The organism is Phaeobacter sp. JH204B, assembly GCF_048055755.1.
Lineage (GTDB): Bacteria > Pseudomonadota > Alphaproteobacteria > Rhodobacterales > Rhodobacteraceae > Phaeobacter > Phaeobacter bryozoorum.
In genome coordinates this window covers 238514-256772 of the sequence record NZ_JAYMXF010000009.1, presented here as the reverse complement: position 1 = coordinate 256772, position 18259 = coordinate 238514, and the positions used below count along the sequence as shown (strand labels likewise).

At 60.1% G+C, this 18259-nt stretch carries 22 protein-coding genes and 1 tRNA gene; 6 read left to right on the top strand and 17 right to left on the bottom strand.

Annotation, left to right across the window (positions count from 1 at the left end):
- Nucleotides 1-30 precede the first annotated feature (30 nt).
- Nucleotides 31-216: a DUF3553 domain-containing protein gene (locus VXL81_RS05340; RefSeq protein WP_061049281.1), complete on the bottom strand. Its 186-nt coding sequence runs from the start codon at nucleotides 214-216 to the stop codon at nucleotides 31-33.
- Nucleotides 217-244: 28 nt separating this feature from the next.
- On the opposite strand from VXL81_RS05340, the gene VXL81_RS05335 reads away from it, so the two are divergent.
- A complete protein-coding gene (locus tag VXL81_RS05335; RefSeq protein WP_340545560.1) occupies nucleotides 245-841 on the top strand; it encodes a histidine phosphotransferase family protein in 597 nt (198 codons plus the stop codon).
- A gap of 78 nt (nucleotides 842-919) precedes the next feature.
- Here VXL81_RS05335 and VXL81_RS05330 read toward each other — a convergent pair whose 3' ends face one another.
- From VXL81_RS05330 to VXL81_RS05300, 7 genes are all read right to left on the bottom strand, one after another.
- Nucleotides 920-2185, bottom strand: a complete 1266-nt coding sequence (locus tag VXL81_RS05330; RefSeq protein ID WP_340545559.1) for a glutamate-5-semialdehyde dehydrogenase — start codon at nucleotides 2183-2185, stop codon at nucleotides 920-922.
- A 74-nt stretch (nucleotides 2186-2259) separates the two neighbouring features.
- The gene (gene proB, locus VXL81_RS05325; protein ID WP_416553205.1) at nucleotides 2260-3366 is read right to left on the bottom strand and encodes a glutamate 5-kinase; all 1107 of its coding nucleotides are present in this window, start codon (nucleotides 3364-3366) and stop codon (nucleotides 2260-2262) included.
- A complete protein-coding gene (gene obgE, locus VXL81_RS05320; protein WP_340545557.1) occupies nucleotides 3354-4388 on the bottom strand; it encodes a GTPase ObgE in 1035 nt (344 codons plus the stop codon). Before obgE ends, proB begins: the two co-directional genes overlap by 13 nt.
- A 108-nt stretch (nucleotides 4389-4496) precedes the next feature.
- On the bottom strand, nucleotides 4497-5036 hold the full coding sequence (locus tag VXL81_RS05315) for a GNAT family N-acetyltransferase (RefSeq protein ID WP_340545556.1): 540 nt from the start codon (nucleotides 5034-5036) through the stop codon (nucleotides 4497-4499).
- Between the two features lie 191 nt (nucleotides 5037-5227).
- Nucleotides 5228-5497 (bottom strand): 50S ribosomal protein L27, encoded by a 270-nt coding sequence (rpmA, locus tag VXL81_RS05310; RefSeq protein WP_340545555.1) that lies wholly within the window; start codon nucleotides 5495-5497, stop codon nucleotides 5228-5230.
- Nucleotides 5498-5508: 11 nt separating this feature from the next.
- Nucleotides 5509-6099, bottom strand: a complete 591-nt coding sequence (locus tag VXL81_RS05305) for a 50S ribosomal protein L21 (protein ID WP_340545554.1) — start codon at nucleotides 6097-6099, stop codon at nucleotides 5509-5511.
- 264 nt (nucleotides 6100-6363) lie between these two features.
- The gene (locus tag VXL81_RS05300) at nucleotides 6364-7215 is read right to left on the bottom strand and encodes a DUF2059 domain-containing protein (RefSeq protein WP_416538745.1); all 852 of its coding nucleotides are present in this window, start codon (nucleotides 7213-7215) and stop codon (nucleotides 6364-6366) included.
- Between the two features lie 119 nt (nucleotides 7216-7334).
- Here VXL81_RS05300 and VXL81_RS05295 point away from each other — a divergent pair.
- A tRNA-Ser gene (locus VXL81_RS05295) sits at nucleotides 7335-7424 on the top strand.
- A 236-nt stretch (nucleotides 7425-7660) separates the two neighbouring features.
- Here the strand turns inward: VXL81_RS05295 and VXL81_RS05290 are convergent.
- The 9 genes from VXL81_RS05290 to VXL81_RS05250 form a co-directional block, all read right to left on the bottom strand.
- Entirely contained in the window at nucleotides 7661-8881 is a 1221-nt protein-coding gene (locus VXL81_RS05290; protein ID WP_416553203.1) for a cysteine desulfurase, read from the bottom strand.
- A complete protein-coding gene (locus VXL81_RS05285; RefSeq protein WP_340545551.1) occupies nucleotides 8874-9455 on the bottom strand; it encodes a YIP1 family protein in 582 nt (193 codons plus the stop codon). The genes VXL81_RS05290 and VXL81_RS05285 overlap by 8 nt, the downstream gene beginning before the upstream one ends.
- Nucleotides 9452-9937 (bottom strand): YIP1 family protein, encoded by a 486-nt coding sequence (locus VXL81_RS05280; protein ID WP_340545550.1) that lies wholly within the window; start codon nucleotides 9935-9937, stop codon nucleotides 9452-9454. Before VXL81_RS05280 ends, VXL81_RS05285 begins: the two co-directional genes overlap by 4 nt.
- The gene (locus VXL81_RS05275; RefSeq protein WP_416538743.1) at nucleotides 9937-11217 is read right to left on the bottom strand and encodes a SufB/SufD family protein; all 1281 of its coding nucleotides are present in this window, start codon (nucleotides 11215-11217) and stop codon (nucleotides 9937-9939) included. Before VXL81_RS05275 ends, VXL81_RS05280 begins: the two co-directional genes overlap by 1 nt.
- The gene (sufC, locus tag VXL81_RS05270; RefSeq protein WP_340545548.1) at nucleotides 11218-11973 is read right to left on the bottom strand and encodes a Fe-S cluster assembly ATPase SufC; all 756 of its coding nucleotides are present in this window, start codon (nucleotides 11971-11973) and stop codon (nucleotides 11218-11220) included.
- A 67-nt stretch (nucleotides 11974-12040) separates the two neighbouring features.
- A complete protein-coding gene (locus VXL81_RS05265; RefSeq protein ID WP_340545547.1) occupies nucleotides 12041-12355 on the bottom strand; it encodes a YbjQ family protein in 315 nt (104 codons plus the stop codon).
- 38 nt (nucleotides 12356-12393) lie between these two features.
- Entirely contained in the window at nucleotides 12394-13917 is a 1524-nt protein-coding gene (sufB, locus tag VXL81_RS05260; protein WP_340545546.1) for a Fe-S cluster assembly protein SufB, read from the bottom strand.
- 15 nt (nucleotides 13918-13932) lie between these two features.
- Entirely contained in the window at nucleotides 13933-14976 is a 1044-nt protein-coding gene (locus tag VXL81_RS05255) for a cysteine desulfurase family protein (RefSeq protein ID WP_416544360.1), read from the bottom strand.
- A 122-nt stretch (nucleotides 14977-15098) separates the two neighbouring features.
- On the bottom strand, nucleotides 15099-15557 hold the full coding sequence (locus tag VXL81_RS05250; protein WP_340545544.1) for an Rrf2 family transcriptional regulator: 459 nt from the start codon (nucleotides 15555-15557) through the stop codon (nucleotides 15099-15101).
- A 188-nt stretch (nucleotides 15558-15745) separates the two neighbouring features.
- Between VXL81_RS05250 and VXL81_RS05245 the strand changes: the two genes are divergently transcribed.
- Genes VXL81_RS05245 through VXL81_RS05230 form a run of 4 tightly spaced genes read left to right on the top strand, consistent with a single transcriptional unit; the run spans nucleotide 15746 to nucleotide 18205 of the window.
- Nucleotides 15746-16399, top strand: coding sequence for an alpha/beta hydrolase (locus VXL81_RS05245; RefSeq protein ID WP_340545543.1), 654 nt, complete (start codon nucleotides 15746-15748; stop codon nucleotides 16397-16399).
- Nucleotides 16399-16647, top strand: a complete 249-nt coding sequence (locus VXL81_RS05240) for a hypothetical protein (RefSeq protein ID WP_416535948.1) — start codon at nucleotides 16399-16401, stop codon at nucleotides 16645-16647. Before VXL81_RS05245 ends, VXL81_RS05240 begins: the two co-directional genes overlap by 1 nt.
- Nucleotides 16640-17812: an HD domain-containing protein gene (locus VXL81_RS05235; protein WP_416553201.1), complete on the top strand. Its 1173-nt coding sequence runs from the start codon at nucleotides 16640-16642 to the stop codon at nucleotides 17810-17812. The genes VXL81_RS05240 and VXL81_RS05235 overlap by 8 nt, the downstream gene beginning before the upstream one ends.
- Before the next feature lie 57 nt (nucleotides 17813-17869).
- Complete coding sequence (locus tag VXL81_RS05230) at nucleotides 17870-18205, top strand: DMT family transporter (protein ID WP_340545540.1); 336 nt, start codon at nucleotides 17870-17872, stop codon at nucleotides 18203-18205.
- The last annotated feature ends 54 nt before the right edge of the window (nucleotides 18206-18259 follow it).

Sequence of the window (18259 nt, the reverse complement as noted above, 5' to 3'; positions counted from 1 at the left end):
GGTGAACAGGCGTTAACCGTTCATCAACGCTTATGACGGATCAAAGACTGGAATAAGGGCCACCTGCGCGCTGTTGAACACCACCTTGCCCTGATCGGGAAAGTTAACGGTGATCTTGCCGGCGGCGTTGGACTGGACCTGCCCCGTCCCCCATTCCGGGTGGTTGGGGTGGGTCACGAACATGCCAGGGGCAAGTATAGCGTTGAGGTCGTTCATGCGTGATGGCCCACTTCGGAGGAAAGATATGTCAGTAGATAACGCTAATCTCGCGGCTTTGATAGGGTCGCGTATCTGTCATGACCTGATCAGCCCGATCGGCGCGATCAATAACGGGCTCGAACTGCTTGGAATGTCTGGGGATATGTCCGGCCCCGAGCTGGAGCTGATCTCCGACAGCGTGGCCAATGCCAATGCCCGTATCCGGTTCTTCCGGATTGCCTTTGGCGCAGCCAGCGAACAGCAGATCAGCCGCGCCGAAGTGGTGTCGGTCCTGGAAGACATCGGCAAGGGCGGGCGGCTGAAATATCAATGGGCGCCGCAGGAGGCCTCGAGCAGGACCGAGGTGCGTCTCGCCTTTCTTGCCGCTTTGTGCCTCGAAACCGGCCTACCCTATGGCGGCACGGTCAAGATCCTCTGCGCGGATGGCAAATGGACCGTCATCGGCGAAGGCAGCAAGCTGAATATCGACGATGATCTGTGGGCGCGCGTCAGCGGCGGCACCTCTTCGGCAACAGTGACCCCGGCGCTGGTCCAATTCGCCATGCTGCCCGAAGCGGCGAAGGATCTGGGGCGCACCGTGCGCGTGGAACAGACATTGGAGCGGGTGACGATCCACTTCTAACCCGCATCAGGCGACCGAAATATGAAAGCGCTGCAATCACTTGCAGCGCTTTTTTTATGTCAGATGGGTTGGATGCTGTCAGCTGCGGACCGCACCGTTCCCGCGCACCAGATATTTGAAGCTGGTCAGCTGCGCCGCGCCCACGGGGCCCCGCGCGTGCATCTTGCCGGTTGCAATACCGATCTCGGCCCCCATGCCAAATTCACCACCATCCGCAAACTGGGTTGAGGCATTGTGCATCAGGATCGCGCTGTCCAGCTCAGCAAAGAACTGCGCAACGGCGCCGTCATCCTCGGTGATGATACAATCGGTGTGCTGTGAATGATGCGCGCGGATATGGGCGATGGCCGCGTCCAGATCCTGGACCTGTCTGGCGGCAATGATCGCATCCAGATATTCGCAGCCCCAATCGGCTTCGGTTGCCTCTGTCATACCATCCGGGCCCGGCAGACCAGCCTCGGCGCGGATTTCCACACCGGCGGCGGCCAGCGCGGTCAGCACGTCGCGCCCAATCGTATCCGCGATATCCCGGTGGATGAGCAAGCATTCCGCAGCGCCGCAGATGCCGGTGCGGCGCGTCTTGGCATTCAGCACGATCTCCAGCGCCTTTTGCGGATCTGCAGCCTTGTCGAGGTAAATATGCACGATCCCCTCCAAATGCGCAAAGACCGGCACTCGGGCCTCGCGCTGGACAAGACCGACCAACCCCTTGCCACCACGCGGAACAATCACATCGACCGTATCGGTCATCGTCAGCAGTTCCTGCACCGCTGCACGGTCGCGCGTCGGGACCAGCTGGACCGCATCCTCCGGCAGATCGGCGCTGCGCAGACCCGCAACAAGGCAGGCGTGGATGGCCTGGCTCGAGTGAAAACTCTCCGAGCCACCGCGCAGGATCACCGCATTCCCCGACTTCAGGCAGAGCGCGCCGGCATCGGCGGTGACATTCGGGCGGCTTTCGTAGATGACACCGATCACGCCAAGCGGTGTGCGAACACGCTGGATCTGAAGCCCAGAGGGTTGCGACCATTCCGCCAGCACTTCTCCCACCGGATCGGCCTGCGCTGCGACCGCCCGCAGACCGGAGACAATTCCGGCAATCCGGTCTTCATCCAGCGCCAGACGGTCCATCATCGCAGGCGAAAGCCCCTTGGTGCGGCCGAAATCGAGATCCTTGGCATTGGCGGACAATATCTCTGCCCGCTTGTCCCAAACCGCATCAGCAGCGGCATTCAGCGCGGCGGTTTTGCATTCGGCACTGGCAACAGCCAGTTTTGCGGCGGCTTGCTTTGCACGTTTGCCGATGTCAGCCATCAGCGCAGCAATATCTTGCGTCTCATTCATCACTGGAAACCTTTTGTGGACCCACTTTGACACATCTGGTGGTCAGGCGGGGTCAGCCCTAACATAAATCACGGTTACAGCGCCATATCATCGCGGTGGATGACGGCCGCGCGCCCCGCATACCCAAGGATCGCTTCAATCTCGGCCGACTGGCGTCCCTTAATGGCGGCAGCTTCCTCAGCCGTGTACCGGCTGAGCCCCTGCCCCAGTTTCCGCCCGTCTGGGCCAAGGATGGCCAGCGGATCACCGCGGCCGAAGTCTCCTTCGATATGTCGGATGCCCGCGGGCAGCAGGCTCTTGCCGCGACCTAGCGCCCGTGCGGCGCCTTCGTCGATGGTGATCACGCCGCGGGTTTTCATCGCTGCAATCCAGCGTTTACGCGCCACCTGCGGATCACCCTGTGCCGAGAACCACGTGGACGGCGCACCGTCTTCCAGCAATTTCAGAGGGTTGTGTCGCGACCCTTCAGTGATTGCCATGGCGCAGCCAGCCGCTGTCGCCATCTTGGCGGCCAGCAATTTGGTGATCATCCCGCCCTTGGAGAGGCCAGAGACGCCATCCCCGGCCATCGCCTCGATCTCGGCCGTGATGTGATCAATCCGGTCATAACGCTGCGCAGTCGGGTCCAGCACCGGATTGGCGCTGTAAAAACCGTCAACGTCCGACAGCAGGATCAGCGCATCAGCTCCGACGGTCACCGCAACCTGCGCCGCCAGTCGATCGTTGTCGCCATAGCGGATCTCATCGGTGGCAATGGTGTCGTTTTCATTGACGATGGGCACCACGCCAAGGCCGATCAACGTCTCCAGTGTCGCACGAGAATTCAGGTAGCGACGGCGATCGGTGCTGTCTTCGAGTGTCACCAACACCTGCCCGGTGGTGATCTCATGCGGGGCAAGCGCCTCCTCATAGGCGCGGGCGAGACGGATCTGGCCGACCGCTGCTGCCGCCTGCGATTGCTCCAGCGGCAGCTCCCGCGCCGCAAGATCGAGCACGCGACGCCCCAGGGCGATGGATCCCGAGGATACAAGGATCACGTCCTTGCCCATGGATTTCAGCCAGGCAACATCCTCTGCCAAGGCCCGCAACCAATCCGCCCGCAATGCGCCGCTGTTCCGGTCCACCAGCAGGGCGGACCCGATCTTGACGACAATACGCCGGGCGTCGGTCAGGGTTGCCACGTGCCCTGCTCCCCCTGAGGTTTCTGGCGCAGACGATCTTCGTCGATCTGCGTACGCATGGCACGCAGTACCTCGTTCAGACCCTCCCGGCTGACGCCGGACATCATGAAGACGGGACCGCCGACGGCGGCTTCCAGCTCGGCTTTGGCCTCCGCGCGTTCCTCATCATCAAGGGAGTCGACCTTGTTCAGCGCAGTGATGCGCGGCTTGTCCGCCAGCTCGCCGCCATAGGCCTCCAGCTCATTGATGATGGTCTGGTAGTCCTCCGCCACGGTTTCCGATGTCCCATCCACCAAATGCAGCAGAACGGCACAGCGCTCAACATGGCCAAGGAAGCGGTCACCGATCCCGCGCCCCTCATGGGCGCCTGCGATCAGACCGGGGATATCGGCCACAACGAACTCAACCCCGTCGATGCCAACAACGCCGAGATTCGGATGCAGCGTGGTAAACGGGTAGTCCGCGATTTTTGGCCGGGCGTTGGATGTCGCCGAGAGAAAGGTTGATTTTCCGGCGTTGGGCAGGCCCAACAGGCCGACGTCCGCGATCAGTTTCAGCCGCAGCCAGATGGTCCGCTCAATCCCGTCCTGACCGGAGTTGGCCCGGCGCGGCGCCTGATTTGTCGCGCTTTTGAAATGCAGGTTGCCAAAGCCGCCATTGCCGCCCTTGGCCAGGAGAAAACGCTCACCGACCTCCGTCAGATCCGCAAGAACGGTTTCCTGATCCTCATCCATGATCTCCGTACCAACCGGCACGCGCAGCACGATATCATCGCCATCCTTGCCGGTGCGCTGACGCCCCATGCCGGATTGGCCGTTCTTGGCAAAAAAGTGCTGCTGATAGCGGAAATCAATCAGCGTATTCAGCCCCTCGGTCACCTCGACCCAGACTGACCCGCCACGGCCGCCGTCGCCGCCGTCGGGGCCGCCATATTCCATAAATTTTTCACGGCGAAAGCTGACGCAGCCGTTCCCGCCCGCGCCGGAGCGAATGTAGACTTTGGCCAGATCGAGGAATTTCATGTCAGCTCCTTGCTGATGACCTGCCGCCACAGGCGGAGGGAAGATGGGTCGTGCCGCCGCTGTCGGGGGCTGTTGCCCCGACTTAACGCAAAGCGCGCGGCGCGCCAATCACAGTTTTCTGCTGTAGGTCCAGGTTGGCACCGTCGCATCGCGGGCGACCGAGAATGTTTCGGCGTCACCGAGATATTCAAAGCCACAATGGGTCAGGACACGCGCCGAGGCGGGGTTGTCCTGAAAAGCGCTGGCAAACATCGCGCTGCACCCTTGCGGATTGGTCTCGACCAGAGCCCGCAGCGCCTCGGAGGCCAGACCATTGTTCCAGAACACCGGCGCAATCCAATAGCCGACCTCGCTCTGGTCACGGTCAAGCCGCTTGAGGCTGATGATACCTTTCAGTTCTTCGCCACCATCTGCGGTGCCGTCGATGGCCCAGACATCTTCTTCGCGCTCTTCGTCGGTGGCGCGGGCAACAAATGCCTCGATCGCGCCGGGCGGCAGCGGGTGCGGAATGGCGGTGGTCATGCGGGCGACACGTTCGTCGCTCACGTAATGGGCAATCAGCCCCTCGTCGGATTTACGCAGCGGGCGCAGGACAAAACGTCCCGCATCGATCACAGGCTGTTCTGCTCTTTTATGATCCAAACTCATGCCCTCGCTCCTCTCGAAGAATACAAAACCGACCATCTGGCCGGGTAAACCTAGTGGGCCTTAACAAACTGACGCGCTCTGCCATACAGCAAAGCCGTTTAGAACTGGTTAGGGTTTGCGCCCCCGGGAAAATAAAAAGGGACCGGCGGTGTCGCCGATCCCCTGATTGTGTCTCACCTTTCAGGTTCGGCTTATTCAGCGGCCTCCGCCACTGGCAGAACCGAAATAAAGGTGCGGCCCTTGAGGCCCTTGTGGAAGGTCACAGCACCGTCGGTGGTCGCAAAGATTGTGTGATCTTTGCCCAGACCTACGCCTTCACCCGGCCAGAACTTGGTGCCGCGCTGACGAACGATGATGTTGCCAGAGATGGCCGACTGACCACCGTAGAGTTTCACGCCAAGGCGGCGACCGGCTGAGTCGCGGCCGTTACGTGAGGAACCACCAGCTTTCTTATGTGCCATTGTCTATCTCCTTAGCCTTTAGCCAATTCTTTGGCCTGCTCAACCCATTCGGGTTTCACTTTGACCGCGTCGATAGCAGCAATGTCAGCATCCGACAAGGCCGCGATCTGGGCAAAGCTGGTCAGACCGGCTTCTTCCAGTTTCTTGGCAGCAGCCGGACCAACACCGGTCAGCGCAGTCAGGTCGTCGCCCGACGCAGCCGGAGCGGCTTTCTTGGCAGCAGGCGCAGCTTTGGCAGCAGGAGCAGAGCCCTGGCCGCTGGCAGCTTTCACGCCGGACTTGTCAGCGCCGGAGGCCAGGATCTCAGTGATCTTGACCAGGGTCAGCTTCTGACGGTGGCCCTTGGTGCGCTTGGAGGAGTGCTTACGACGGCGCTTCACAAAGTGAATGACCTTCTCGCCTTTGATCTGGTCGATGACTTCGGCCTGAACCGCAGCACCATCCACAAAGGGCGCACCCACAACCGGTGCATCACCACCGAGCATCAGAATGTCGTTGAACTGGATTGTTTCGCCAGCATCAGCAGCCAATTTTTCCACGCGCAGCATATCGCCGGCCTGAACTTTGTACTGCTTGCCGCCGGTTTTGAGGACCGCAAACATATGCGTCTTTCCTTTTCTACCCGCGTCCTACGGTCCCGGATGTATCCTGCGATACGGTCGGTGTTTCGGCCCGTGGGCCACCTCGAACAGCGCGCCCCCTGGGGGCGTATGACAAATAAACCCCGGCACAGGGAATCCGGGCCGGGATGCGGGCTTATGCGGCGAATTGAGCAGCGTGTCAACCCTGCGCTGCCCCCTAGGCCAGTGGCCAGTGTCGCGCCGTGTTTTGCAGGGATGTTTCACACTTCGGGCGCGGATTGCCCCTTACAGATCCTGCGCCGGTTCAAGCCCCTTCAGACGATAGGCCAGAAGTTCAAAGCGGTTGGCGGTGATCTCGAAGGTAACCGCATTCAGCAGCTCATAGACCCGCTGCATCAACGGATGCTCCAGCGCGGCGATATATTGCTCCAGTTCTGCGTCGCTGAACCCCTGATAGGTATAGGCATTGGCTGCCAGATTGGCCGCCTGCATCGCCATCCGCGTCGACGCCTGCTGCTCCTTCATCAATGCACGCAGCCCATCTGCATCGAGCTGCAGGTCAATCACCCCAGCCGCGCTGGCAGCCATCAGGAAGCGGAACTGGATCTCCTGCACCGCCTTCACCCCGGTGCCATCGGAATCCAGCGCCAGCCCCATGCGCTGAAACAGATGCGGGCGATCACTGCCGTCCGCCACCAGATCGGAGATAATGCGCATGCCCGCCTGCTGCTTGGTTTCGTCATCCTCCACCATGTGAGAGGCGTTCTCTGCTTTCACCAGACGTGCGCCCAACGGGCTGGCGTAGAACTCCGCCGCATGGGACAGCGCGTCCTCCTCAAGCGTTTCCTCCAGAATGCCAAGGGCGATCTCGCGCATTTCCCTGCGGTCAAAGACATCCTGCGACAGCTCTACCCAGGCTGCGCCAAAATCACCGGCATCAACACCCAGCATACCCGGTGCCATCTCAGCCGAGAGCGCGATACTGTCCAGCGCCACGTCAAAACCAGTTGTTTCAAGGAACGCGACAACCCGGTCACGATCCGCCGCCTGCGCGCCGGAGAATGCAAATAACGATGCAAGAACAAGGCCCAAGAGCGGTTGCATCACAAGTTTTCGGAGGGGTGAAAGCTGTTTCATACAACGAAATCTAAGGGTTTTATCGCGCGAGACAATGAAAATTCCGATTTCCTGCAGAAAGCGCAAAATCCCCCCTTGCGCGCCCGAGCTTTCCACTTTAAACGGCCCTCACCCCCCGCGGAGAGGTGCCGGAGTGGTCGAACGGGGCGGTCTCGAAAACCGTTGTTCCTTCACGGGAACCCAGGGTTCGAATCCCTGTCTCTCCGCCATTATTCCAGACCACATCCACAGACCACGCCTATGGTATAGGCTGACAGATCACCTAATGATCCTGCATCGGGCGCGTCACAGCCTGATGTTGAGGCAACCGGGGCTTTCCGCAACACGGGCGATCGTTTCGGGCACTTTTCCAGCAGCCTTCACATCTTGCATCTGCACAAGCAGTAAAAAAACGTCACCCGGCCGGGTGACGTTTCAGAAGCTGGGCAACATGTTGCGACGGATGCTAGGCAAATAGATCGTGGGCCAGTTCCAGGGCGTCGATCAGCACGTCGACCTCGTCCTTGGTGTTATACATGGCAAAGGACGCACGACAGGTCGCCGCAACGCCAAGGTGATCCATCAGCGGTCCGGCGCAATGTTGTCCTGCGCGTACCGCGACACCCTTCTTGTCGAGAATGGTCGAGATGTCATGTGCATGTGCCGCGCCTTCCAGTGTGAAGCTGAAAATAGCAGCCTTGTCAGCGGCTTGACCTTGGATATTGACCCAGTTCAGACCGTTCAGCCGTTCGCTGGCATAGGCGGTGATCGCCGCCTCATGGGCTGCGATATTCTCCATGCCGATAGCCATCATGTAATCCAGCGCAACACCCAGTCCGATCATCTGTACGATGCCGGGCGTGCCGGCCTCGAATTTCATCGGAGCGTCATTGTAGATCACCTGATCGCGGGCAACCTCCTTGATCATGTCGCCGCCACCCATGAAGGGGCGCATTTCAGCCATGCGCTCCGGGCGAATGTAGATGGCACCGGAGGAGGACGGCCCGTAGAGCTTATGACCGGTAATCGCATAGAAATCACAGCCCATATCCTGCACATCCACGGGCAGATGAACCGCCCCCTGCGAGCCATCAACCAGAACTGCAACGCCGCGCTGGCGGGCCTCATGGCAGATGGTTTTCACATCAACGATGGTGCCCAAGACATTGGAACATTGGGTAACTGCAATAAGCTTTGTCTTTGGACCGATGGCGTCCAGCACGGCCTGCGGATCGAGGCTTCCGTCGGCTACTGTCTCCACCCATTTCAGAACCACGCCCTGACGTTCACGCAGGAAATGCCAGGGCACGATATTTGCGTGATGCTCCATCACGCTGAGAATGATCTCATCCCCGGCCTGAAGCTGCGGCATGGCCCAGCCGTAGGCGATCGTGTTGATCCCCTCCGTGGTCCCTGAGTTCATGACGATGGTATTTTCGTCGCCCGCATTCAGGAACCTTGCAATGGTGCCCCGAACGCTTTCGTATTTCTCGGTCGCCAGATTAGAGAGATAGTGCAACCCTCTGTGAACGTTTGAGTATTCCTCAGAATAGGCGCGCGTAATTGCGTCAATTACAACCTGGGGCTTCTGTGCCGATGCGCCATTGTCCAGATAGGTCAGCGGTTTGCCATTCACCTGACGAGACAGGATCGGAAAATCGGCGCGGATTTTTTGGACGTCATACATGGTCGGGAAGCCCCAGTAGTGCCGGGGCCTGCGCCCCCAAAAGCAGAGAGAGAAGAATGACGATCAAAACCGCCGACATCAGAACCGAGCCGATGGCCCGCCAGATGGATGTAAACTGATGCGCTTCCTTGATAAACAGCAGAAAGATTGCCAGCATCATGAAATTCGCGAGCAAGGCGATCAAGGATGCCGCCAGCGGCAGCACCAGATGCAGCAGCATCACCGCCACCAAAAGCGCGATCTGCACGGCATTCAGCCAGACATTGACCGCCAGAATATCGCTGAACTCCGCCTTGCCGCCAATCCAGCGACCGGTCCAGGTCAGAAGCGCCGTCACGGCCAGATGCAGCGCAAAAACAGCACCGGCATAGTACAGGGGTTGAATGGCGGCCAGTACCGCGATGTTGCCCGGAAGGATCAGATCGGCGAGCTGAAGGATCATCGTGTTGACAACCGCCGTCAACAGCAAGGCAAGAACAAGCACCCGGCGCGGCCAGTCAACGGACAGAAGAACCCGCGCCGCCGCTGTGGGAGCGCTGAAGGTAAGACCCGCAAGTGACTGATAAGGGATCATTCTTTGCCCCAATACGCCTGAACCATCCCGCTGCCCCAGAACCACAGGAACAGCACAAACCATAGCCCGCCCACCAGATTGAGCTCCAGCCCCGGGCCGATGAATCCCGCGACAAGCCCGTTCAACAGCATCAGCGGACCAGCCGCGAGGAACGCCCAGAACAAGGCCAGACGTGCCTGCGCGCTGTCGCCAGAGCCGCCAAAGATCCGCGCGACGCCATGCGCCAGAAAGGCCACCCCGTAGAGGAGCAGCGGCGCAATGAAGATCAGCGCCAGCAGCGAGCCGCCCAGCAGCATGTTCAGCTCCTGCCCGCTCAGATGCGCCTCACGCGCCCGAGCTGGCATCTGAGCAATGAACGCCAGAGCGCAGCCGGCCATGAGCATGGCCAGCAGCCGATCTTCACGCAACCCCATGGCCAGACGCCGCGCATAAACCCTGCGCGGCCCCCTGTAGGTGGCAACAATGTCCTGACTGACGGACATCAGCGGCGCCGGGCCAGCCAGCCTTCCAGCCGGTCCACAACGCTTGCCGCAACATCGGCGTCTTCGATCTCCTCAACTGCTTCAGCAAGGAAGGCAAGGGTCATGAGATCGGTTGCTTCAGCCTGAGGAATGCCGCGCGACCGCAGGTAGAACAGACCCTCCTCGTCAATTGCGCCTGAGGTGGAGCCATGCGAACAGGCCACATCATCGGCGTAGATTTCCAGCTCGGGTTTGGCCAGGAACTGGCTGTCGTCATCCAGCAGAAGAGACTGAGAAATCTGATATCCATCAGTCTTTTGCGCGCCCTCTTTGACAAGGATCTTGCCCTGGAAAACACCGGTTGCCCCGTTGCGCAGAACCTTCTTGAAAACCTGGCGGCTCTCGCAGTTCACCGCATCATGGGTGATGAAGACGGTGTCATCGTGGTGGAAATCACCATCACCGACACAGGCGCCTGCGATATGCGCGACCGCATCATCGCCGGTCAGTTCAATCACCGCCTCATTGCGCGTCAGCACGCCGTTTACAGTGAGGGTGAAGGCCTTGAACACGGATTCAGTACCGAGGCGTGCAAACAGATGCGTTGCAGCCCGGCGCTCATGATCACGCCCCTGCGCCCGCACCAGATGCAGAGCCCCGCCGTCGGCAACGTCGATTTCCATACATTTGTTGAACCGCGATGCAGCCGGGCCGTTTTCCAGAATGGTCGCTGATGCACCGCTTTCAACACGGATCACGTGATGCAGGATGGCGTCTGACTCTTCTGCCGCATGACGGTAGATCAGATTGACCGGTTTGGACGGGCTGCCGGTCACACGGATGGCGACACCATCGCTGGCAAATGCGGTGTTCAGCGCCGCCAGAGGGCGGGCAACAGGCGTCTGTCCGCGCGCTTCAAGAACGCCGTACAAGTCCTTGGCCCAATGGATATCTTTGTCACAGATATCGGCGATGCGATCAATGCTGATGCCCTCCAGCGACAGATCGTCAGAGGCATCGGCATCAAAGACACCGTCAACGAACACGATCTTGATGCGATCAAATTCGTTGAACATCGGTGCTTCGCCAGCATCAAAAACTGCGGCCTTTGGTGCCACAGCGGCGGTCAGCGTGTCCGGGCGGGTGTATTTCCAGTATTCATCGCGGCGGTTCGGCAGGCCCAGTGTCTGAACCCGCGACAACGCCGCATGGCGCGCCTCGGCCAGACAGCCACCCTCCGGCATGGTCAGCGCCGCCAACCGTGCCTCGGTTTCGCTTTGTTTTCTTTCAGGAGCGGCCATTTACACACCCTCTGCCAGAATATCGGCATACCCGTTGTTTTCGACTTCCAGCGCCAGCTCGGGACCGCCGGTTTTGACGATGCGGCCGTCTGCCATGATGTGAACGACGTCGGGTTTGATGTGGTCCAGCAGGCGCTGGTAATGGGTGATCACCAAGAAGCCGCGGCCTTCGTCGCGCAGGGCGTTCACACCTTCGGCAACCAGTTTCATCGCATCGACATCCAGACCGGAATCGGTCTCATCGAGGATGCACATTTTTGGCTCAAGCATCGCCATCTGTAGGATTTCGTTACGCTTTTTCTCGCCGCCGGAGAAGCCGACGTTGACCGGGCGCTTCAGCATATCGGCGTCGATTTTCAGGGTCTTTGCCTTGGCCCGCACTTCCTTCAGAAAGTCGGAGGCGCTCAGCTCGTCTTCGCCACGCGCCTTGCGCTGCGCGTTTACGGCAGTGCGCAGGAAGGTCATATTGCCGACACCTGGGATCTCGACCGGGTATTGGAACGCGAGGAACACACCTGCGGCGGCGCGCTCTTCCGGCTCCATGTCCAGCAGATCTTCGCCAGCCAGCGTCGCCGCCCCGTCGGTGACCTCATAGCCATCGCGACCGGACAGCACATAAGAGAGGGTCGATTTGCCAGAGCCGTTCGGCCCCATGATGGCATGTACCTTGCCAGCCTCAACGGTCAGGTTGACACCTTTGAGGATCTGTTTGTCCTCTTCTTCAAGTTTGACGTGCAGGTTTTTGATTTCGAGCATTTTTTCCTCGTTTATATCTCTTCGGAGCATCGCCCCGGTTGTTTCTGTGCCCCGAAGGGCGAATTCCTTAGCCGATCACTACGGCTGTTCCACTGGCAGAGACCATCAACATGGACTGGCCTACCACCTCGTAATCGAGGTCGACGCCGACAACCGCATTTGCCCCCTTGGCCCGGGCGCGGTCCTCCAACTCTGCCAGCGCGGTCTCGCGCGCGTCCTGCAGCTTGCTTTCATAGGCACCGGAGCGGCCGCCGACGATGTCTGTGATCGAGGCAAAGACATCGCGCACCACATTGGCGCCCATGATCGCCTCGCCCACCACGATGCCCTTGTATTCGGCGATCTGGTAGCCTTCGACGGAGTTGGTGGTTGTGATGATCATTTTATTGTTTCCTCGCGATGATGCCCAAGGGCCTGCCATTACCCGACAGACCCTTCCAGCGAGATCGCAACCAGCTGCTGCGCTTCCATGGCGAACTCCATCGGCAGCGCCTGCAGCACGTCCTTGCAGAAGCCGTTCACCACCAGGGCCACGGCCTCTTCCTCGTCCATGCCGCGCTGACGGCAGTAGAACAGCTGGTCATCATCCACCTTGGAGGTGGTCGCCTCATGCTCCACGCGGGAGGAGTTGTTCTTGACCTCGATATAGGGAACCGTGTGCGCCCCGCATTTGTCGCCGATCAGCAAGCTGTCGCACTGGGTGTAGTTGCGCGAGTTCTTGGCCTTGGGGTGCATCGACACCAGCCCGCGGTAGGTGTTCTGCGCCTTGCCGGCAGAGATCCCCTTGGACACGATGCGGGATTTCGTGTTTTTGCCCAGATGGATCATCTTGGTGCCGGTATCGGCCTGCTGCATGTTGTTGGCGATGGCGATCGAGTAGAATTCGCCCTGGCTTTCCTCGCCGCGCAGAATGCAGGAAGGGTATTTCCAGGTCACCGCAGAGCCGGTTTCCACCTGTGTCCACATCACCTTGGCGCGGTCGCCGCGGCAGTCGGCACGTTTGGTCACGAAGTTGTAGATGCCACCCTTGCCGTTCTCATCACCGGGATACCAGTTCTGGACGGTGGAATATTTCACCTCGGCGTCTTCTTCGATGATGATCTCCACGACGGCTGCGTGCAGCTGCGCGATATCGCGGGCCGGTGCAGTACAGCCTTCCAAGTAGCTGACATAGCTGCCTTTATCGGCAATGATCAGGGTGCGCTCGAACTGACCGGTGTTTTCCGCGTTGATGCGGAAATAGGTCGACAGTTCCATCGGGCAGCGCACACCCGGCGGCACATAGACAAAGGAGCCGTCAGAGAATACCGCGGAGTTCAGTGTGGCATAGAAGTTATCGGAGACCGGAACCACGGTGCCGAGGTATTTCTTTACCAGCTCAGGGTGTTCGCGGATCGCTTCGGAGATCGAGCAGAAGATGACGCCTGCCTTTTTCAGCTCGGCCTGGAAGGTGGTGCCGACCGAAACGGAGTCGAACACCGCGTCAACTGCGACCTTGCGACCTTCGGCGGGCATGTTTTCAGCCCCCTCGACGCCCGCAAGGATCATCTGTTCTTTCAAAGGGATACCGAGCTTTTCGTAGGTAGCGAGCAGTTTTGGGTCGACCTCATCCAGCGACTTTGGCTTCACCTCCATCGATTTCGGACGGGCATAGTAATACTGGTCCTGAAAATCGATTTCAGGATAGTCGACCATCGCCCAGGTCGGTTCTTCCTTCTGAAGCCAGCGATCATAGGCCTCAAGCCGCCAGTTCAGCATCCATTCCGGCTCCTCGTTCTTTTCCGAGATCAGCCGCACGATATCGGTGGTCAGCCCCTTGGGCGCGTATTCCATCTCGATATCGGTTTCCCAACCGTATTTATAGGCGCCGCCCACCTCGCGGACCGCATCGACCGTTTCCTGGTCAACGCCTTCTTTTACCTGAACATCATCCAATGCTGTCATGGTCATCTCCTGCACTCACGCCACCCGGGCGCGATGTTTCTTTTGTTTGGCGCACCAGCTTTCGGCAAAGCGCAGCACATCCGTTTCTGTTGTGTTCTGCCCAAGCGAGACGCGCACGGCGCTCTGGGCGGTTAACTCGTCATATCCCATGGCGGTGAGCACCGCGCTGGCGCGGACCTTGCCGCTGGAACAGGCGCTGCCGGCGCTAATGGCAAATCCGGCCAGATCCATCTGCATGACCTGGGTTTCGCCTTTCCAGCCCGGCGTGGCAAAACAACTGGTATTGGGCAGGCGCGCCGCTGATGTCCCAACAAAAATAGTGTCAGGGCTGCCCGCTGCAAGGGCGGCCTCCATTGTGTCGCGCAGCTCTGCCACACGTTCCCAGACACCATCCGCCAGCGCCCTTGCCGCAGCTTCCGCGGCCGCTCCGAACCCCGCGATCCCTACGACATTTTCCGTGCCGGAGCGACGCCCCATCTCCTGACCGCCGCCGGTGATCTGCGCCGCCAGATCGGTTCCCCGTTTCAGGACCACCGCGCCCACGCCCTTTGGCCCGCCCAGTTTGTGCGCTGAGATCAGCGCCATCGTGGCCCCCATCCAATTGAAGGCGACAGGCAGCTTGCCGAAGGCCTGCGTCGCATCGGTCACCGCCAGCCCTTCGGGCAGCTTCTGGATAACGCCGGTTTCAGAATTGGCCAATTGAACGGAGGAGCGCTGCGGATCAATCACCGCAACAGCGCCATCAGGTGAAACCTGCAAATCTTCGACGGACCAGGACCTTACGGCGTCATGCTCAACTGCTGCACCATGCAGATCGCGGCCGCTCATTGCCAGCGCGGCCCCTTCTGTCGACCCGGAGGTGAACACGATATCAGCACCATCCGCCCCAAAAGCCGAGGCGATCTGCGCCCGCGCGCGTTCAACCAGCGCCTTGGCGGCACGGCCTTCGGCGTGAACGGAAGAAGGATTTCCGCAAACCTCCATCGCGGCAACCATCGCGGCCTTTGCAGCATCGCAAAGCGGCGTGGTGGCGTTATGGTCAAGATAGACACGCGACATCGGCGGTGCGGATCCTTCTGTCTTGTCCCTCGCACCCATCAGGATGCTGTAACGAGGGCGTTCTTAAATCTACGAAACAGCGCAGGCCGCGCCGGGGTTAGAGGGGCGGATATCTCGGGTCGTCAGTCGTCGACCACCGCAAACAGGCTGGGCACCGCCGGACATGGCGCCAGATCGTTCTTGATCACGTCAGACAGGCGGGTCTGATGCAGGAACACATAGACATGGGCGCTCAGCCCTTCCCAGAGGCGGTTGGTCAGCGATTGCGCGCGACTCCCGGACAAGGCACCGGATGCGCCTGCGCCCTTGTGCATCGCATCAACCGTTTCATCAACTGCGCTCAGCACATCGACGATGCGAATGTCAGAGGGCGGATGCGCAAGACGGTAGCCCCCACCCGGACCGCGCACAGAGACCACAAGCCCGCTCCGACGCAGCTTCACAAACAGCTGCTCCAGATAGGGCAGCGAAATATCCTGACGTTTGGAGATATCGCCCAACACCACCAGACTGCCCTCCGGCTGCAAGGCGATATCCGCCAGCGCCACCATTGCATAGCGTCCCTTGGTCGAAAGTTTCATATTTTCAAATCCTCCGACCCTGGCGGCACAGCGAAAAGATTGACCTTGAACGCTGCAATGCGTATCTCAGCGAGACGGCAGCGAAACTTGACCTCTGCCATCAATTAGAACCGTTCTAAGGTGCCTTACGGAATTCGTCAAGTATTCCAGTCGGCATCCCCGAAAATAAGAGTAGGATCCACCCACCCATGCCTGAGGTCATTTTTCCCGGACCCGAAGGCCGCCTGGAAGGCCGCTATCACCCGCAAAAAGAAAAAGACGCCCCGATTGCCATCGTTCTGCATCCGCATCCGCAGTTCGGCGGCACGATGAACAACAAGGTCGTCTACAATCTGCATTATGCGTTCTACAACATGGGCTTTACGGTTCTGCGGTTCAATTTCCGCGGCGTTGGCCGGTCGCAGGGCGAATATGATCAGGGTGTTGGCGAATTGTCCGACGCGGCATCGGCGCTGGATTACCTCCAGTCGATGAACAACAACTCCAAACATTGCTGGGTCGCCGGTTTTTCCTTTGGGGCCTGGATCGGTATGCAGCTGTTGATGCGCCGCCCGGAAATCACCGGCTTCATCTCGGTGGCACCGCCAGCCAATATGTATGACTTCTCGTTTCTGGCGCCCTGCCCCTCCTCGGGTCTGATCATCAATGGCACCGCAGACCGCGTGGCGCCGCCCGCCGATACGGTAAACCTGGTGAACAAGCTGCACGAGCAGAAGGGGATCACCATAACCCATACCGAAGTTGAAGGCGCCGATCACTTCTTCCAGGACCCCTATATGGATCCGATGATCAGCAATGTCTCCGACTATGTGAAACGGCGGCTGACAGAAAGCTCCCGCTGATGAGCACGATCGAGACGCTGGCCCAGAAACTGGCCGCCGACACGCTGAAGGTTCAGGACGCCACTGGCGAAGAGCGCCTTTACATGGAGGTGAGCGAGGTTCTGGGGGCAGCGTCTCAGTCGCTTGAGGAAGCCTTCCTCACTGAAATGCGGGTCCGCCTTGCCGAGCGCAAAGCGCGTGCCTTTCTCAACAGCAAGATCAGCGCCGCCAAGGCCAAGATCGCATCCAGGGCCCCAGAGAATGACTGACCAATCGACGCGGCTTGCCAGCCAGTTCCGTTTCTTGCTGGAGGCGGACAAGCTGCGCCGCGTGGAGCGTCAGAACCTGATCCTGGATGGCTCACGCTGCGAAAACTCCGCCGAACACAGTTGGCACCTGGCGGTTTATGCGCTGGTGCTGGCCCCGTTTGCGCCTGCTGATGTCTCGGTTGAACGGGTCGTACAGATGCTTTTACTGCATGATCTCGTCGAGATTGACGCAGGCGATCACCCGATTGATGGGGATGTCGACTGGGAGGCGGTTGCCAGCGCCGAAGCGGTGGCCGCAACCCGGCTGTTCTCGCTCCTGCCAGCCGATCAATCAGCTTTTCTGCATGGGCTCTGGCGCGAGTTCGAGGCCAGCCAGACACCTGACGCCCAATGGGCAAAGCGGATTGACCACTGCCAGCCGATTTTCCAGACGCTCTACAACGAAGACGTGCCTGCGGCACATATCGAGGTGGTGCGCGGCAATCTCTTTGGCGGACGCGCTGCGGCCCTGCAGGACGCCTTTCCCGAGGTATTTCACCACGCCGTTGCCCGCCTGGAAGGCTTGCAGCCACAGGATGCGCTCACCGCACCTCTCAGCTTCCTAAATGAGGTCGACGGGCTGAAGACGGTCCTGCGGGCAACGACGCTTGCCGATGGCAGCCGCCGCGAAAACTCGGCCGAGCACAGCTGGCATATCATGCTCTATGCCTGGGTGCTGGCCCAGCACAGCCACGCGCCCGTCGACATGGCCAGGGTACTGCAGATGCTGATGCTGCATGACATCGTGGAGATCGACGCGGGCGATGTGCCGATCCACGCAACCCTGTCGGAGGCTGAACAGGCCGCGATTGCCGCCAATGAACAAGCCGCCGCAGAACGGATTTTCGGCCTGTTGCCCGCCGCGCAGGGCGAGGTCTTTCACCGTGTCTGGACGGAATTCGAAGCCGCCGAAAGCCCCGAAGCGATCTATGCCAAGGCGATTGACCGGGTACAGCCTGTGCTGCTGAACCTGATGTCAGGCGGCGGCAGCTGGCGCGCGTATAATGTCACGCTGGAGCAGCTGGAGGCCCGTGTCGGCCACAAGGTCGCCCGTGGGGCACCGGCGGTCTGGGATCATGTGCGCGCCGCTGTCGCTCCCTGGTTTGCCGAAAATACCAGCGCCTGACCCCGGCGCTGCGCGGGCTGGTTCCGCGCGCAGCCCATCCTCAGCGGAGGCCTGATCATGCCACTCCATTATCTCTATCTTGTGCTGGCGGTTGCGGCAGAGACCATTGGCACCACTGCGCTACAGGCCAGTCAGCAATTCACCCGGCTTGGCCCGTCACTGCTGGTGGTGGTCGGCTACGGGCTGGCCTTCTATCTGATGGCCCTGACGCTGCGCCACATGCCGGTCGGGATTGTCTACGCGATCTGGTCCGGCCTCGGGATTTTCCTCATCGCCATCATTGGCTGGGTCGTCTTTGGCCAACGGCTTGATTTGCCAGCGGTTCTGGGGCTGTTGTTGATCCTTGCCGGGATTCTGGTGATCCATCTGTTCTCCAGCACAACCGGCCACTGACGGCGCAACCGGCGCGTCACCGAATGGCCGCACACCGCCGGACGACCCACCGGA

What these genes read in the sequence shown, in the direction of transcription:
- VXL81_RS05315 (WP_340545556.1), bottom strand. Translation starts at nt 5,036, where the DNA reads ATGAGTTTGGATCATAAAAGAGCAGAACAGCCTGTGATCGATGCGGGA.
- VXL81_RS05255 (WP_416544360.1), bottom strand. Translation starts at nt 14,976, where the DNA reads ATGTCGCGTGTCTATCTTGACCATAACGCCACCACGCCGCTTTGCGAT.
- rpmA (WP_340545555.1), bottom strand. Translation starts at nt 5,497, where the DNA reads ATGGCACATAAGAAAGCTGGTGGTTCCTCACGTAACGGCCGCGACTCA.
- obgE (WP_340545557.1), bottom strand. Translation starts at nt 4,388, where the DNA reads ATGAAATTCCTCGATCTGGCCAAAGTCTACATTCGCTCCGGCGCGGGC.
- VXL81_RS05245 (WP_340545543.1), top strand. Translation starts at nt 15,746, where the DNA reads ATGCCTGAGGTCATTTTTCCCGGACCCGAAGGCCGCCTGGAAGGCCGC.
- VXL81_RS05235 (WP_416553201.1), top strand. Translation starts at nt 16,640, where the DNA reads ATGACTGACCAATCGACGCGGCTTGCCAGCCAGTTCCGTTTCTTGCTG.
- VXL81_RS05250 (WP_340545544.1), bottom strand. Translation starts at nt 15,557, where the DNA reads ATGAAACTTTCGACCAAGGGACGCTATGCAATGGTGGCGCTGGCGGAT.
- VXL81_RS05265 (WP_340545547.1), bottom strand. Translation starts at nt 12,355, where the DNA reads ATGATCATCACAACCACCAACTCCGTCGAAGGCTACCAGATCGCCGAA.
- VXL81_RS05335 (WP_340545560.1), top strand. Translation starts at nt 245, where the DNA reads ATGTCAGTAGATAACGCTAATCTCGCGGCTTTGATAGGGTCGCGTATC.
- sufB (WP_340545546.1), bottom strand. Translation starts at nt 13,917, where the DNA reads ATGACAGCATTGGATGATGTTCAGGTAAAAGAAGGCGTTGACCAGGAA.
- sufC (WP_340545548.1), bottom strand. Translation starts at nt 11,973, where the DNA reads ATGCTCGAAATCAAAAACCTGCACGTCAAACTTGAAGAAGAGGACAAA.
- VXL81_RS05290 (WP_416553203.1), bottom strand. Translation starts at nt 8,881, where the DNA reads ATGTATGACGTCCAAAAAATCCGCGCCGATTTTCCGATCCTGTCTCGT.
- VXL81_RS05240 (WP_416535948.1), top strand. Translation starts at nt 16,399, where the DNA reads ATGAGCACGATCGAGACGCTGGCCCAGAAACTGGCCGCCGACACGCTG.
- VXL81_RS05330 (WP_340545559.1), bottom strand. Translation starts at nt 2,185, where the DNA reads ATGAATGAGACGCAAGATATTGCTGCGCTGATGGCTGACATCGGCAAA.
- VXL81_RS05230 (WP_340545540.1), top strand. Translation starts at nt 17,870, where the DNA reads ATGCCACTCCATTATCTCTATCTTGTGCTGGCGGTTGCGGCAGAGACC.
- VXL81_RS05275 (WP_416538743.1), bottom strand. Translation starts at nt 11,217, where the DNA reads ATGGCCGCTCCTGAAAGAAAACAAAGCGAAACCGAGGCACGGTTGGCG.
- VXL81_RS05280 (WP_340545550.1), bottom strand. Translation starts at nt 9,937, where the DNA reads ATGTCCGTCAGTCAGGACATTGTTGCCACCTACAGGGGGCCGCGCAGG.
- VXL81_RS05300 (WP_416538745.1), bottom strand. Translation starts at nt 7,215, where the DNA reads ATGAAACAGCTTTCACCCCTCCGAAAACTTGTGATGCAACCGCTCTTG.
- VXL81_RS05340 (WP_061049281.1), bottom strand. Translation starts at nt 216, where the DNA reads ATGAACGACCTCAACGCTATACTTGCCCCTGGCATGTTCGTGACCCAC.
- VXL81_RS05285 (WP_340545551.1), bottom strand. Translation starts at nt 9,455, where the DNA reads ATGATCCCTTATCAGTCACTTGCGGGTCTTACCTTCAGCGCTCCCACA.
- VXL81_RS05305 (WP_340545554.1), bottom strand. Translation starts at nt 6,099, where the DNA reads ATGTTTGCGGTCCTCAAAACCGGCGGCAAGCAGTACAAAGTTCAGGCC.